This window comes from Rhodococcus yunnanensis NBRC 103083, assembly GCF_001895005.1.
GTDB lineage: Bacteria > Actinomycetota > Actinomycetes > Mycobacteriales > Mycobacteriaceae > Rhodococcoides > Rhodococcoides yunnanense.
Genome location: NZ_BCXH01000028.1, coordinates 1 through 14,869, shown reverse-complemented (window position 1 = coordinate 14,869; position 14,869 = coordinate 1). Strand labels below are relative to the sequence as shown.

Genomic DNA, 14,869 nt, shown 5'->3' with positions numbered 1-14,869 from the left:
GAGCACAGAAATGAACGACAGAGAATCGGCGCGCTACGTCGCCGCCATCGATCAGGGCACCACATCGACCCGGTGCATGATCTTCGATCGAAGCGGCTCCGTCGTCGCGGCGGATCAGAAGGAACACGAACAGATCTTCCCGCAGGCAGGGTGGGTCGAGCACGATGCGAAGGAGATCTGGAACAACGTCCGTGCAGTCGCTGCGGGCGCACTGGCGGCAGCGGACCTGACCGCCGCCGACATCGCCGCGGTGGGCATCACCAATCAGCGTGAGACGGCTCTGGTCTGGGATCGTGCTACCGGTGAACCGGTGTACAACGCCGTCGTCTGGCAGGACACGCGGACGGACAAGATAGTCACCGCGCTCGGTGACGGTGATGCGAACAAGTACACCGCGACGACGGGTCTGCCGCTCGCAACGTACTTTTCCGGACCGAAGGTGAAGTGGATTCTCGACAACGTCGACGGCGCACGGACGCGTGCCGAGGCAGGTGAACTGTGTTTCGGCACGATGGACACGTGGGTTCTGTGGAACATGACAGGCGGCGTCGACGGGGGACTGCACTACACCGACCCGACCAATGCGTCTCGGACTCTGCTCATGGATCTGGACACCCTCGAATGGGACGAATCCATCTGCAGCGACATGGGAATCCCGACGTCGATGCTTCCGGAGATCAAGAGCTCGTCCGAGATCTACGGGTATGCGCGAGAACGAGGTGCGCTGCGCGGTGTTCCGATCGCGGGCATTCTCGGAGACCAGCAGGCTGCGACGTTCGGGCAGGCCTGCCTGGCGCCGGGCGAGGCCAAGAACACCTATGGCACCGGCAATTTCGTTCTCCTGAACACCGGTACCGAAAAGGTCATGAGCAGCAACGGTTTGCTCACCACCGTCTGCTACAAGATCGGCGAACAGGACACGGTCTATGCGCTCGAGGGATCGATCGCCGTCACCGGTTCGCTGGTGCAGTGGCTGCGTGACAACCTCGGAATGATCAGCACCGCAGCAGATATCGAGAACGACGCGCGGTCTGTCGACGACAACGGCGGAGCATATTTCGTGCCCGCGTTCTCGGGACTGTTCGCCCCGCACTGGCGTGCCGATGCCCGCGGCGCGATCGTCGGCTTGACGAGGTTCGTCAACAAGGGGCATCTGGCGCGTGCTGTTCTGGAAGCGACGGCGTACCAGACACGCGAGGTCATCGAGGCGATGAACGCCGATTCCGGTGTTGACCTCGAGGTGCTCAAGGTCGACGGCGGCATGGTGGTCAACGAGCTGCTGATGCAGTTCCAGTCGGACATTCTGAACGTCGATGTGGTTCGTCCCGTCGTCGCCGAGACCACCGCACTGGGCGCCGCGTATGCCGCGGGTCTCGCCGTTGGATTCTGGAAGAGCGAGGACGACATTCGCGCCAATTGGGCAGAGGACAAGACGTGGACGCCGTCGATGGACGATGCGACCCGCGACAAGCTCTACGCAGGCTGGAAGAAAGCCGTCACACGAACGTTGGATTGGGTGGATACAGAATGACTTCTCGTGCACATGCTCTCAGCCCCGATTCGCGCGCGGAGTCGCTGCGCGTGCTGGCATCGGAGGAGATGGACGTACTGGTGATCGGTGGCGGCGTCGTCGGGGCAGGCGCGGCACTCGACGCCGTCACACGTGGTCTACGAGTCGGACTCGTGGAAGCCCGGGACTACGCAGCAGGAACGTCGAGTCGCTCCAGCAAGCTGTTCCACGGTGGATTGCGGTATCTCGAGCAATTCAATTTCTCGCTCGTGTTCGAGGCACTGAAGGAACGGTCGTTGGTGCTGAACACGTTGTGTCCCCATCTCGCCCGGCCGGTACCGTTCATCTATCCGCTCGAGAAATGGATAGACCGCCCGTACGTCGGGCTGGGAATCGGCGTCTACGACGTGATGGGTGCCGGCCGAGGCGTGCCGGGACACCACAAGCACCTCGGTCGGAAGAAGACACTCGAATCCTTCCCGTCCGGCAAGAGATCGGCGATCCGCGGGGCAGTCCGGTTCTACGAAGGTCAGGTCGACGACGCACGGCACACCATGATGTTGGCGCGTACCGCGGCGTCGTACGGGGCGTCGGTCGTCAACAGCACACGCGTGACCGGCTTTCTGCGTGAAGGCGACCGCGTCGTCGGCGTCAGTGCAACCGATCTGGAAACTGGAGAGTCACTCGAGATTCGAGCCAAGCAGGTCATCAATGCGGCCGGGGTGTGGACCGACGAGATCCAGGAAATGGTCGGTGGACGTGGACAGTTCCAGGTCCGGGCATCGAAGGGTGTACATCTGGTCGTGCCCCGAAATCGCATCAACAGTGCGACGGGGATCATCACGCGCACCGAGAAGAGTTTGCTGTTCGTGATTCCGTGGGGAAGCCAGTGGATCATCGGCACCACCGACACCGACTGGAAACTCGACCTGGCGCATCCCGCCGCCAGCAAGCGCGACATCGACTACATCCTCGAACACGTCAACAAGCTTCTCGCGGATCCGTTGGACCACAGTGACGTCGTCGGCGTGTACGCGGGTCTACGTCCGCTGCTGTTCGGCGAGTCCGATTCGACGAGCACACTCTCGCGTGAGCACGCCGTCTCCAGTCCGGTTCGTGGGCTCACCGTCATCGCAGGCGGAAAGTACACGACCTACCGCGTCATGGCCAAGGACGCAGTCGATTCCGCAGTGCACGGGCTCGGTCGTTCGGTGCCTGCATGCGTGACCGAGCGGATTCCGCTCGTCGGAGCCGATGGTTACCACGGAGCATTCAACGGTCGGGCTTTGACTGCAGAGCGCGCCGGGATGCGCGTGTCCCGCGTCGAGCACCTACTCGGGCGATACGGGACGTTGACCTCCGAAATCCTGGAATCGATCGACCGCGATCCCACATTGGGCGAGCCGTTGCGCGGCGCCCCCGAATATCTGAAAGCGGAGGCGTACTACGCGGCGAGCCACGAGGGTGCACGGCATCTCGAGGACATCCTGACGCGCCGAACACGAATTTCCATCGAGGTCGACGATCGCGGCGACGCGGCAGCCGAGGAAGTGGCGGCACTCGTCGCACCCGTACTCGGCTGGTCCGACGCGCACATAGCCGAGGAAATCGAGCACTATCGCTTGCGTGTACTCGCCGAGCGGGACTCGCAACAGCAGCCGGACGACGACACTGCCGACGCGGCCAGGCTCGGTGCGCCCGACGTACGGGCGGGCGTGCGGGCCTGACCTCGGTCTCTCGCTAGTCGAACCCGCCGCCGCCTGCGGGCACCGGGATCTTGACGACGCGGTCGTCGTTGGGACCTGCACCGTCGACGTCCTTGTTGACGGTGCCGGCCCAGATCGTGCCGTCGGCCGAGATGGCCGCACCGTTCAATCGACCGTAACGGTCCTGCACCAGCAACGACGGCGCCGCCGAGACGGCCCCGGTGTCCTGATCGGTCGTCAGAACGGCCATGGCCTTGCCGTTCGTCAAGGACACGGCGACAGCTCCCGGTGTTGCAGCACATCCCGCGACACCAGGTTTGTCCGGCCATGTCCAGACCGGTGAGATGACTGCGCCCAGCGGATCGATGCGTTGGAGCCGATCCTCGACAGCGGTGCGGTCGGTGACCCAGATGTTGCCGGTCTGGTCGGTGCACACATCGCCTGCGGTTCCGATTCCGCTCAGTGCCACCGTGGGTGCGGGCCCCGACTGCGCCGGATTCAACGAGTTCACACGGAGGAGCTTTCCGGCCAGAGAACTCGGATCCGTTGCAGCCGTCGGGCTTCCCGCGTCACCGGTGAGTACGAGCAGCTGATCGGGGCCGTAGAAGTCGAGGGCACCGCGATTTCCGTCCGTGCCACGCGGTATTCCGGTCAGTACGTTCTTCGGTGTGTCACCCGCGGCGACTCGAACGACACGATTGTCCGAGCCAGTGGTGACGTAGGCGTAGAGGAGTCCGTCCTCGGAGTAGCTGGGGGACAGGGCGAGGTCGAGAAGGCCGCCGCCGGCACTGCCGTCGACGTCGATGCGCGTGACCTCCACCGGAGTCTGTCCTGCCGCGACCTGCATGATGCGACCGGTACGACGCTCACCGACCAGTGCCGACGCTCCGCCGGGAAGCATGACCAGCCCGCCCGTCGTATCGAGGCAGGTTGCAATGACGTTCGGGTCCGGATCGACACACGGTCCCGGCGGCGGTCCCTGGTTCGCCGTCGTGGACGTCGGGGGAGCGTCGGGATCGACAGGTTCGATCTCCGCAGCGCCGAAGGATGGTTCGGGGCTGAACGGCGTGGATGCGGAATCGTCGAAACGCGCGCACCCCGCCACGAGGGTCACCGCGGCGGCCAGCACTGCCGAGGTGGTAGCTCTTCGGACCGACGACCGCACCGACTTCATGTACACGAACGTTACGGAAAGCACTGCGAGCTCGCCCAGGCGGCTGGTTTCTCCGCACGCCGCGCCAGGGAAAATGCCGCTGGAACGTCGCCCCGCCGATCTACTGTTGAAGCCGTGACCGACAAGCCCCAAGATTCCGACAAGCCCGACACCGGCTACGAGCCTGCGTCGAGTCCGTACGACCAGCCCACCGAACAGATCCGGCCGAAGACCGCGGCCACTCCGACTCCGCCCGCTACACCGGCCGACCCCCGATCGGGCGGTTCGGACACCTCGGGTGGCTCCGACAAGCTGCCTCGTACCGAGGACGACCTGGATTTCGGTGACCGAAGCGCGTCGTACCCCACCGAGCAGATTCCGGCGTTCCGTCCGTCGAAGTACGACGAGCCGATCGCCCCGGACAGCAGTTACGGTCGGTCCACGTACTCCGATCAGCCGACGGAGTTTCTCGACACGACAGCGGCCGGTTCGACAGCGTCCGGTGCTTCCTCGTACGCCGCCGAGCCTGCATCCGAACCTGTGGTTCGGACGGAGACCGTGGAGATTCCGGCCAAACGCGGAACACTCGACCTCGGTCTGTTGCTGCTGAGATTGGTGGTCGGCGGGATCTTCCTGGTGCACGGTCTGCAGAAATTGACCGGAATCTGGAACGGACCAGGGCTCGACGGTTTTCGCTCACTGCTCGAGGACACCGGCTACGAGCAGGCCAACATTCTTGCCATCGCAGGGGCAGTAGGAGAAACCGCAGGCGGCGCCCTTCTGATCCTGGGACTGGCGACGCCGTTCGCTGCTGCAGCCGTGCTCGGGGTCATCATCAACGCCTGGTGCTTCAAGCAAGCTGCCGAACCGGGGCTGCAGTTCTTCGCGCCCAACGGCGTCGAGTACGAGACGCTGCTCGGTGTCGCTGCGGCCGCCATCATTTTGACCGGGCCGGGAAAGATCGCGTTCGACGGCCGCCGAGGGTGGGCGACACGCCCTCGATTCGGATCGTTCATCGCATTGATCCTCGGCATCGCCGGCGGTGTCTGCCTATGGATCTTCCTCAACGGCGCCAATCCGCTGGTTCGGTAGTACGTCCGAAGATACGGGGACGGCCGAGGGTGAACCCTCGGCCGTCCCCGAATGTCATGTCACGGTACGTAGCGGACGGCGCCCTTGTCGGCGGACGTGGCGAGAGCCGCGTAGGCACGCAGGGCAGTGGTCACCGTGCGTTGACGGTCGACGGGCTGCCACGGGCGTTCGGACGCGTCCATCTTGGCGCGGCGCTCGGCGAGCACGTCGTCGTCGACGAGAATTTCGAGAGTTCGGGTCGGGACGTCGATGCGGACTTGGTCACCGTTCTCGACGAGGCCGATGACGCCGCCGGCGGCGGCCTCGGGGGAGATATGGCCGATGGACAGACCCGACGTACCGCCGGAGAAGCGCCCGTCGGTGATCAACGCACAGACTTTTCCGAGGCCTGCACCCTTGAGGAACGCGGTCGGGTGCAGCATCTCCTGCATGCCTGGCCCGCCCTTCGGTCCCTCGTAGCGGACCACGAGTACATCGCCTGCCTTGATCTTCTTCTGCAGAATCGCCGAGACGGCTTCCTCTTGCGATTCGACGACGAGTGCCGGGCCCTGGAAGGTGAAGAGGTCCTCGTCGATACCGGCTGTCTTGAGGATCGCTCCATCGACCGCGATGTTGCCGCGGAGCACCACGAGTCCGCCCTCGACGGTGTACGCGTGCTCCTTGTCGCGGATGCATCCACCTGCCGCGTCCGTGTCGAGTGACGACCAGCGATTCTCGGTCGAGAACGGTTCGACCGTCCGTACGCCGCCCGGCGCTGCATGGAACAGCTCGATCGCCTCGTCCGACGCCTTGCCCGAACGGATGTCCCAGGTGTCGAGCCAGGAGTCGAAGCTCTTGGTGTGCACCGTGGACACGTCGGTCTCGAGAAGGTTCGCCCGGCGTAGTTCACCGAGCAGAGCGGGGATTCCGCCGGCGCGGTGCACGTCTTCCATGTGGTAATCGGAGTTGGGAGAGACCTTCGACAGGCACGGCACCTTGCGGCTGATGGCGTCGATGGTGTCGAGGTCGAAGTCGACCTCGCCTTCCTGGGCAGCGGCGAGCGTGTGCAGCACGGTGTTGGTCGATCCGCCCATTGCCACATCGAGCGCCATCGCGTTACGGAAGGCGGCGGGAGTGGCGATGTTGCGGGGGAGGACCGAGTCGTCCTCGTCGCGGTAGTACTTGAGTGCGGCTTCGACGATGGTGGTGCCTGCGCGCTCGAACAGCGCGTAGCGCGCCTTGTGCGTGGCAAGAGTGGAGCCGTTGCCGGGCAAGGCCAATCCCAGTGCCTCGGTGAGGCAGTTCATCGAGTTGGCGGTGAACATGCCGGAGCACGATCCGCACGTGGGGCACGCGCTGCGCTCGACCTCGTCGAGACCTTCGTCGGACACGGCGTCGCTGGCGCTCGCGGAGATTGCGGTGATGAGGTCGGTCGGCGCTTGCGCGACACCTCCCACCACGACGGCCTTACCCGCTTCCATCGGTCCACCCGATACGAAAACGGCCGGGATGTTCAGGCGCATAGCCGCATTGAGCATGCCGGGGGTGATCTTGTCGCAATTGGAAATGCAGACGAGTGCATCCGCGGTGTGCGCGTTGGCCATGTACTCGACCGAGTCGGCGATGATTTCGCGGCTCGGGAGCGAATAGAGCATGCCGCCGTGGCCCATCGCGATTCCGTCATCGACTGCGATCGTGTGGAACTCACGAGGAACGCCGCCGGCGGCGCGTACTGCATCGGCCACGATCTCGCCGACATTCTTCAAATGCACGTGTCCGGGCACGAATTGGGTGTACGAGTTGGCAATGGCCACGATCGGTTTTCCGAAGTCGGAGTCGGTCATTCCGGTGGCGCGCCACAGCGAGCGCGCGCCCGCTGCGTTGCGTCCGACAGTGGTCACTCGTGATCGTAGCGGCGGCATGGCGTGAAGATTCCTCAATCTGTGAAAGCGGATCGACGGTATACGAAGCGGATCATCGCTCCGACAAGGCTACTCCCGCCTCACGGGTTCGGATCTTCCGGCCTCTCGGTGGACTCCGATGCCGATTCCTGCTCGGCGCGCACGGCGTCGGCCTCTGCTGCGGCATAGGGATCGGTGATCCGACCACCGCTTGCTGCCGCGAGTTGCGGCAATCGATCGAAGCGCACGAGAGGAAGGGACTTCTCCGTCTTGTCGGTCAGGACTACTCGGGCCCACCGGCGGTCGGGGAAGTGGATTCCGCGAACGCGATCCCAAGGAACGAAATCCGAGCCCACGAATCGGCGAACGGCGAGACCGTCCGAATTCACCACGGTCCTGACCCGAATCACCCATACGGCCACTACGATGGGAACGACGAACAGCCATCCGAGAGCGGCAGGCCAACTCGCTGCGGGGAACGAAACGCCGAACAGGAGCAGAGCCACGCCGATCAGTGCAAGGCGCGGGAGTCGGATGACCTGCGGGGAGGGATCGGACGTGTGGGATGATGAGTCCGGTGGTTCGGACTGCTGCGAAGACGACACCCTTACATCTTCGCATTGCAACTGCGTGATCTCACATAATGGGATTGCGTCGTGACGAGTTTGACTCTTCCCTATGCGCGCGCCTACCGTTTAGCGCGTGAAGCGGAATCAGATACTCGTAATCGGCCGGCGCGTCGTCGCCTGAGCCGGTTCATTACCAACTCGCATCGACGCGCCACCCTCGTACAGCCTCGGCTGACGGGGGTTTTTTCTTGCCCAGAGTTCGCCCAGTAACCGAAATCCTGAGGAAGCAGCAGTGAGCGCACCAACCGCACGCCCAGGGCCCACGACACGCAAGTCGGGGGCAGTCAACAGCTCGATGGCGCCCGAAACAACAGGCGCCATCGATGGATCCCGCCGTCACGTAGCCCCCGAGAAAGTGACCGGCGCACAATCGGTCGTCCGAGCACTCGAGGAACTCGACGTCGACACGGTATTCGGCATTCCGGGCGGAGCCGTGCTTCCGGTATACGACCCGCTCTTCGACTCGAAGAAGGTCCGCCACGTTCTCGTTCGCCACGAGCAGGGTGCAGGTCACGCCGCTACCGGGTATGCGCAGGCAACAGGGCGCGTCGGAGTCTGCATGGCGACATCGGGTCCCGGCGCCACCAACCTCGTCACACCCCTCGCCGACGCTCAGATGGACTCGGTTCCGATCGTCGCCATCACCGGGCAGGTCGCCCGCAGCCTTATCGGTACCGACGGCTTTCAGGAAGCCGACATCTCCGGCATCACCATGCCGGTGACCAAGCACAACTTCCTGATCACCGACGGTGTCGACATCCCGCGCATCATGGCCGAAGCGTTCTACATCGCGTCGTCGGGTCGACCCGGTGCAGTTCTCGTCGACATCCCCAAGGACGTCCTGCAGGCGCAGACGACGTTCTCGTGGCCGCCGGAGATGCGTCTGCCCGGGTACCGTCCCGTCACCAAGCCGCACGGCAAGCAGGTGCGGGAAGCGGCGCGGTACATCGCGGACGCAAAGCAGCCCGTGCTGTACGTCGGCGGCGGTGTCATCAAGGCGAATGCCTCGGCAGAACTGCTCGAACTGGCCGAGCTGACCGGCATCCCGGTGGTCACGACGCTCATGGCGCGTGGGGCCTTCCCCGATTCGCATCAGCTCAATCTCGGTATGCCGGGAATGCACGGTACCGTCGCCGCCGTCGCTGCGCTGCAGAGGAGCGATCTACTCATCACTCTCGGTGCGCGTTTCGACGACCGTGTCACCGGACAGCTGTCGTCGTTCGCCACCGGAGCCAAGGTCATCCACGCGGACATCGACCCCGCCGAGATCGGTAAGAACCGGTACGCGGACGTGCCGATCGTCGGCGACTGCAAAGAGGTCATCACCGAACTGATCGAGGCGATCCGCGCGGATCGCGCAACCGGCACCACCCTCGAACTGGAGGACTGGTGGGGCTACCTGGACAGCATCCGTAAGACGTACCCGCTCAGCTACGACCGCCCGAGCGACGGCAGCATGTCGCCCGAGTTCGTGATCAGCTCGGTCGGCAAATTCGCCGGGCCGGACGCGATCTACTGTGCAGGCGTCGGCCAGCATCAGATGTGGGCAGCGCAGTTCATCAGCTACGAGAAGCCGCGTACCTGGCTCAACTCGGGCGGGCTCGGGACGATGGGCTACGCGGTCCCCGCGGCGATGGGTGCCAAGATGGGACTTCCCGACGCGGAGGTCTGGGCCATCGACGGTGACGGCTGCTTCCAGATGACCAACCAGGAACTCGCCACGTGTGCCGTCGAGGGCATCCCGATCAAGGTCGCGCTGATCAACAACGGCAACCTCGGGATGGTTCGTCAGTGGCAGACCCTGTTCTACGAGGAGCGGTACTCCAACACCAACCTCGGCACACACGGGGCGAAGCGGATCCCGGACTTCGTGCAGTTGGCCGAGGCTCTCGGATGCGTCGGACTTCGTTGCGAGCGTGAGGAAGACGTCGACGCCGTGATCGCCCAGGCACGAGCGATCAACGATCGCCCCGTCGTCATCGACTTCATCGTCGGCGCCGATGCCCAGGTGTGGCCGATGGTGGCCGCAGGTACCGGCAACGACGAGATCATGGCTGCCCGCGGAATCAGGCCTCTGTTCGACGAGGACGAGGCGTCCGTGGCCGAGCCCGCTGTGATCCACGAGGCGATGGCCCGTGAGCAGGCGCACGGCGATGCACTGCACGCAGAAGCGAAAGGCACGGACAAGTGAGCACGAGCCATACCCTCAGCGTCCTCGTCGAGGACAAGCCAGGCGTTCTGGCTCGCGTCGCGGCTCTGTTCTCGCGCCGTGGCTTCAACATCTCGTCCCTCGCGGTCGGTGGCACCGAGATCCCGGAGATCTCGCGTATGACCATCGTCGTGACCGTCGACGAATTCCCGCTCGAACAGGTGACGAAGCAGCTGAACAAGCTGATCAACGTCATCAAGATCGTCGAGCAGGACGACGACTCCTCGGTGGCGCGAGAGTTGGTGCTCATCAAGGTGCGTGCCGACGCGAGCGTGCGGAGCGAGGTCATCGAGACCGTGAACCTGTTCCGCGCCAAGGTGATCGACGTATCACCCGAAGCTGTGACGGTCGAGGCGACGGGCACCCGCTCGAAGCTCGACGCGTTGTTGAAAATGTTGGACCCCTATGGAATTCGAGAAATTGTTCAGTCGGGAGTCGTTGCCGTCGGACGTGGACCGAAATCGATCACGGCGTCGCGCTAGCGGCCTCTCGTGATGAACGAGCTCAATCAAGAGGAAAGGTAACAAACCAGTGGCAGTCGAGATGTTCTACGACGACGATGCTGATCTGTCGATCATCCAGGGCCGCAAGGTCGCCGTCATCGGCTACGGAAGCCAGGGCCACGCGCACTCGCTGAGCCTGCGCGATTCGGGCGTCGACGTCCGCATCGGCCTGAAGGAAGGCTCGAAGTCTCGCGCCAAGGCCGAGGAGCAGGGCCTGACCGTCGGCACTCCGGCCGAGGTCTCCGCATGGGCCAACGTGATCATGGTGCTCGCACCCGACACGGCGCAGGCAGCGATCTTCAAGGAAGAAATCGAGCCGAACCTCGAGGACGGCGACGCGCTGTTCTTCGGTCACGGTCTCAACATTCACTTCGACCTGATCAAGGCTCCTGAGTTCGTCACCGTCGGCATGGTCGCACCCAAGGGCCCCGGCCACCTCGTGCGTCGCCAGTTCGTCGACGGCAAGGGCGTTCCCGCGCTCATCGCCATCGATCAGGATCCGAAGGGTGAGGGCCAGGCGCTCGCGCTGTCGTGGGCCAAGGGCATCGGCGGCACGCGTGCAGGCGTCATCAAGACCACGTTCAAGGAAGAGACCGAGACCGACCTGTTCGGTGAGCAGGCTGTTCTCTGTGGTGGTACCGAGGAGCTCGTCAAGATCGGCTTCGAGGTCATGGTCGAGGCCGGCTACGCGCCCGAGATGGCGTACTTCGAGGTGCTGCACGAGCTCAAGCTGATCGTCGACCTCATGTACGAGGGTGGCATCGCTCGGATGAACTACTCGGTGTCCGACACCGCGGAGTTCGGTGGATACCTCTCCGGCCCGCGCGTCATCGACGCAGGCACCAAGGAGCGCATGAAGGCGATCCTCGCCGACATCCAGTCCGGTGAGTTCACCCGTCGTCTCGTCGCCAACGTCGAGAACGGAAATACCGAACTCGAGGGCCTGCGCAAGGCAAATGCCGAGCACCCCATCGAGGTCACCGGCAAGAAGCTGCGCGACCTGATGAGCTGGGTCGACCGTCCGATCACCGAAACGGCCTGATCTTTCTTCTGTTCGAACCTGAGTGAAGGGCATCCGCGAAGGGTGCCCTTCGCTCGTTCGGCGAGGGTGAACCCCATGCGTTTCACTCGGACCTCTAAACTTGTTCCGCACCGCACTTCGCACGACCAGCTCCACCGCTACCGTCACCTCGACCGATATAGGGAGTTCTTCACGTGAGCCAGCCAGGCCGTCCTGTCGTTCTGATCGCCGACAAACTTGCGCAGTCCACAGTCGAGGCGCTCGGTGACGGCGTCGAGGTTCGCTGGGTCGACGGCCCGGACCGCCCGGCACTGCTTGCCGCGGTCCCCGAGGCCGACGCGATTCTCGTGCGCTCCGCCACCACCGTCGATGCCGAGGTGCTCGCCGCAGGTACCAAGCTCAAGATCGTCGCCCGCGCAGGCGTCGGCCTGGACAACGTCGACGTACCCGCTGCCACCGAGCGCGGCGTGCTGGTTGTCAATGCCCCGACGTCCAACATTCACACCGCCGCCGAGCATGCGGTGACGCTGCTCCTCGCTGCGGCCCGTCAGATTCCCGCCGCCGACAAGACTCTGCGTGAGCACGAGTGGAAGCGCAGCAAGTTCAACGGTGTCGAGATCTTCGGCAAGACCGTCGGCGTCGTGGGCCTCGGCCGCATCGGCCAGCTGTTCGCCGCCCGGCTCGCAGCCTTCGAAACCCACGTCATCGCCTACGACCCCTACGTCTCCGCCGCGCGCGCCGCACAGCTCGGCATCGAGCTCGTCAGCCTCGACGAATTGCTGACCCGCGCCGACATGTTCTCGGTGCACCTGCCGAAGACACCCGAGACCAAGGGCATCATCGGCAAGGAAGCACTCGCCAAGACCAAGCCGGGGGTCATCGTCGTCAACGCCGCACGCGGCGGGCTCGTCGACGAGCAGGCTCTCGCCGACGCCATCACCAGCGGTCACGTCTTCGCGGCAGGCATCGACGTCTACGCGAGCGAGCCGTGCACCGACAGCCCACTGTTCGAACTGCCGCAGGTCGTCGTGACCCCGCACCTCGGAGCGTCGACGTCCGAAGCTCAGGATCGCGCGGGCACCGACGTCGCGAAGTCCGTACTGCTGGCTCTCGCAGGCGATTTCGTACCCGACGCGGTCAACGTCAAGGGCGGCGCCGTCGGCGAAGAGGTCTCGCCGTGGCTCGAGATCGTCCGCAAGCAGGGTGTACTGCTCGGCGCACTGTCCGACGAGCTGCCGTCGTCGTTGTCGGTCGACGTGCGCGGTGAACTCTCCGTCGAGGATGTCGAGATCCTGAAGCTGTCGGCGCTGCGCGGACTCTTCTCGGCCGTCATCGAGGACGCCGTGACCTTCGTCAACGCACCGTCGCTCGCCGAAGAACGAGGCGTCACCGCCGAGGTCACCAAGGCAACCGAAAGCGAGAACCACCGAAGCGTCGTCGATATCCGCGCTGTCTACGGCGACGGATCCGTCCTCAACGTAGCCGGAACTCTGACCGGCACTACGCAGGTCGAGAAGATCGTCAACATCAACGGCCGCAACTTCGACCTCCGTGCCGAGGGCAAGAACCTCATCGTCAACTACTCCGACCAGCCGGGCAGTCTCGGTCGCATCGGCACACTGCTCGGCGACGCCGGAATCGACATCCAGGCCGCAGCACTGAGCCAGGACTCCGAAGGAGATGGCGCAACGATCCTGCTCCGCGTCGACAACGACGTGCCGGCCGAGCTGCGTTCGTCCATCGCGACCGCCGTCGGTGCGTCGACGATCGAGCTCGTAGATCTTTCCTGAGTCACCCACGCATCAGAAGTCCGAAAAGAACGAGGAGTCAATGAAGCTCGCCGTCATCGCCGGAGATGGAATCGGACCCGAGGTCATCGATCAGGCACTGAAAGTGCTCGACATCGTTGCACCGGGGGCCGAGAAGACCGAGTACGACCTCGGCGCACGCCGTTACAACGCGACCGGCGAGCTACTCCCGGACTCCGTGCTGGAAGAGATTCGTCAGCACGACGCGATTCTGCTCGGTGCGATCGGTGATCCGTCGGTGCCGAGCGGCGTTCTCGAGCGTGGGCTTCTGCTCCGCGCCCGGTTCGCCCTCGACCACCACATCAACCTGCGTCCCGCCAAGCTGTACCCAGGGGTCGCCGGTCCACTCGCCGGAAACAAGTCCATCGATGTCGTTGTCGTCCGCGAAGGCACCGAAGGTCCGTACACGGGCAACGGCGGTGCTCTCCGGGTCGGTACCCCGCACGAAGTCGCCACCGAGGTCAGTGTCAACACCCGCTACGGCGTCGAACGGGTGGTCAGGAATGGATTCGCCCGGGCTCTCGGCCGTCGGGGGCACGTGACGTTGCTGCACAAGACCAACGTGCTGACCTTCGCCGGCAGCCTCTGGGCACGCACGGTCGAGGAAGTATCGCAGGAATTCCCCGACGTCGAGGTCGCGTACCAGCACATCGATGCCGCAATGATTCACCTGGTCACCGACCCAGGCCGTTTCGACGTCGTCGTCACCGACAACCTGTTCGGTGACATCGTGACCGACCTCGCCGCAGCAGTCAGCGGTGGTATCGGACTCGCTGCCAGCGGAAACATCGACGCGACCGGCACCAATCCGTCGATGTTCGAACCCGTCCACGGCAGTGCACCCGACATCGCAGGTCAAGGCAAGGCAGATCCGACCGCCGCAATCCTGTCGGTGTCGTTGCTGCTTGCACATCTTGGAGATGCGGCCGGCGCCGAACGCGTCGAATCTGCGGTCGCCGCCGACCTGGCCTCGCGTGGGTCGGATTCGTCCAGTACCTCCGAGATCGGTGACCGGATCGCCGGAAAGCTGTAGGTTCGGGGCTGCTTCCCGTCTTTTTTGTCAGCGAATGTCACATTCGGTCACTTCATCAGGGTGACCGAATGTGACATTCGTGCGTTTGCGGTGGTTTCGGGTGACCGAATGCGCCATTCGCTCACTCTGCGGCGGTTTCGGGTGACCGAATGCGCCATTCGCTCACTCTGAGTCGGTTTCGGGTGACCGAATGCGCCATTCGCTCACTCTGAGTGACTGGATGTGACATTCGCGCACCCCGGGGTGACCCAATGTGACATTCGCTCACTGGCCGGTGGTTTCAGGTGACCGCATGTGACATTCGCTCACTGCGAGGTGAGCAGAT

Annotated in this window: 11 protein-coding genes; 8 read left to right on the top strand and 3 right to left on the bottom strand. The window is 64.2% G+C overall.

The annotated features are described in order from the left end of the window. Window positions 1–10: 10 nt before the first annotated feature. Together glpK and RY1_RS27805 are read left to right on the top strand one after the other, a co-directional pair. Window positions 11–1,531, top strand: coding sequence for a glycerol kinase GlpK (gene glpK, locus RY1_RS27810; protein ID WP_072807284.1), 1,521 nt, complete (start codon window positions 11–13; stop codon window positions 1,529–1,531). Beyond that, window positions 1,528–3,237 (top strand): glycerol-3-phosphate dehydrogenase/oxidase, encoded by a 1,710-nt coding sequence (locus tag RY1_RS27805; RefSeq protein ID WP_072807283.1) that lies wholly within the window; start codon window positions 1,528–1,530, stop codon window positions 3,235–3,237. Before glpK ends, RY1_RS27805 begins: the two co-directional genes overlap by 4 nt. Window positions 3,238–3,250: 13 nt before the next feature. Here RY1_RS27805 and RY1_RS27800 read toward each other — a convergent pair whose 3' ends face one another. Beyond that, on the bottom strand, window positions 3,251–4,390 hold the full coding sequence (locus RY1_RS27800) for a PQQ-dependent sugar dehydrogenase (protein WP_072807282.1): 1,140 nt from the start codon (window positions 4,388–4,390) through the stop codon (window positions 3,251–3,253). 114 nt (window positions 4,391–4,504) lie between these two features. Between RY1_RS27800 and RY1_RS27795 the strand changes: the two genes are divergently transcribed. Further along, a complete protein-coding gene (locus RY1_RS27795) occupies window positions 4,505–5,461 on the top strand; it encodes a DoxX family protein (protein WP_072807281.1) in 957 nt (318 codons plus the stop codon). Window positions 5,462–5,520: 59 nt separating this feature from the next. Here the strand turns inward: RY1_RS27795 and ilvD are convergent, their stop codons facing one another. Both ilvD and RY1_RS27785 read right to left on the bottom strand, forming a co-directional pair. Then, window positions 5,521–7,362, bottom strand: a complete 1,842-nt coding sequence (gene ilvD, locus RY1_RS27790) for a dihydroxy-acid dehydratase (RefSeq protein ID WP_072807280.1) — start codon at window positions 7,360–7,362, stop codon at window positions 5,521–5,523. Between the two features lie 80 nt (window positions 7,363–7,442). Next, window positions 7,443–7,847 carry a PH domain-containing protein gene (locus RY1_RS27785; RefSeq protein WP_245819989.1) on the bottom strand — a complete coding sequence of 135 codons (405 nt, stop codon included), beginning with the start codon at window positions 7,845–7,847 and terminating at the stop codon, window positions 7,443–7,445. 355 nt (window positions 7,848–8,202) lie between these two features. On the opposite strand from RY1_RS27785, the gene RY1_RS27780 reads away from it, so the two are divergent. The 5 genes from RY1_RS27780 to RY1_RS27760 all read left to right on the top strand — a co-directional run bounded on the left by RY1_RS27780 (window position 8,203) and on the right by RY1_RS27760 (window position 14,544). Beyond that, window positions 8,203–10,161: an acetolactate synthase large subunit gene (locus tag RY1_RS27780; RefSeq protein ID WP_072807279.1), complete on the top strand. Its 1,959-nt coding sequence runs from the start codon at window positions 8,203–8,205 to the stop codon at window positions 10,159–10,161. Continuing rightward, window positions 10,158–10,661, top strand: coding sequence for an acetolactate synthase small subunit (ilvN, locus tag RY1_RS27775; RefSeq protein WP_032397758.1), 504 nt, complete (start codon window positions 10,158–10,160; stop codon window positions 10,659–10,661). Before RY1_RS27780 ends, ilvN begins: the two co-directional genes overlap by 4 nt. A gap of 61 nt (window positions 10,662–10,722) precedes the next feature. Then, window positions 10,723–11,724, top strand: coding sequence for a ketol-acid reductoisomerase (gene ilvC, locus RY1_RS27770; protein ID WP_174565493.1), 1,002 nt, complete (start codon window positions 10,723–10,725; stop codon window positions 11,722–11,724). Between the two features lie 173 nt (window positions 11,725–11,897). After that, window positions 11,898–13,493: a phosphoglycerate dehydrogenase gene (gene serA / locus RY1_RS27765; RefSeq protein WP_072807277.1), complete on the top strand. Its 1,596-nt coding sequence runs from the start codon at window positions 11,898–11,900 to the stop codon at window positions 13,491–13,493. 40 nt (window positions 13,494–13,533) lie between these two features. Beyond that, window positions 13,534–14,544 (top strand): 3-isopropylmalate dehydrogenase, encoded by a 1,011-nt coding sequence (locus tag RY1_RS27760; RefSeq protein ID WP_072807276.1) that lies wholly within the window; start codon window positions 13,534–13,536, stop codon window positions 14,542–14,544. Window positions 14,545–14,869 lie beyond the last annotated feature (325 nt).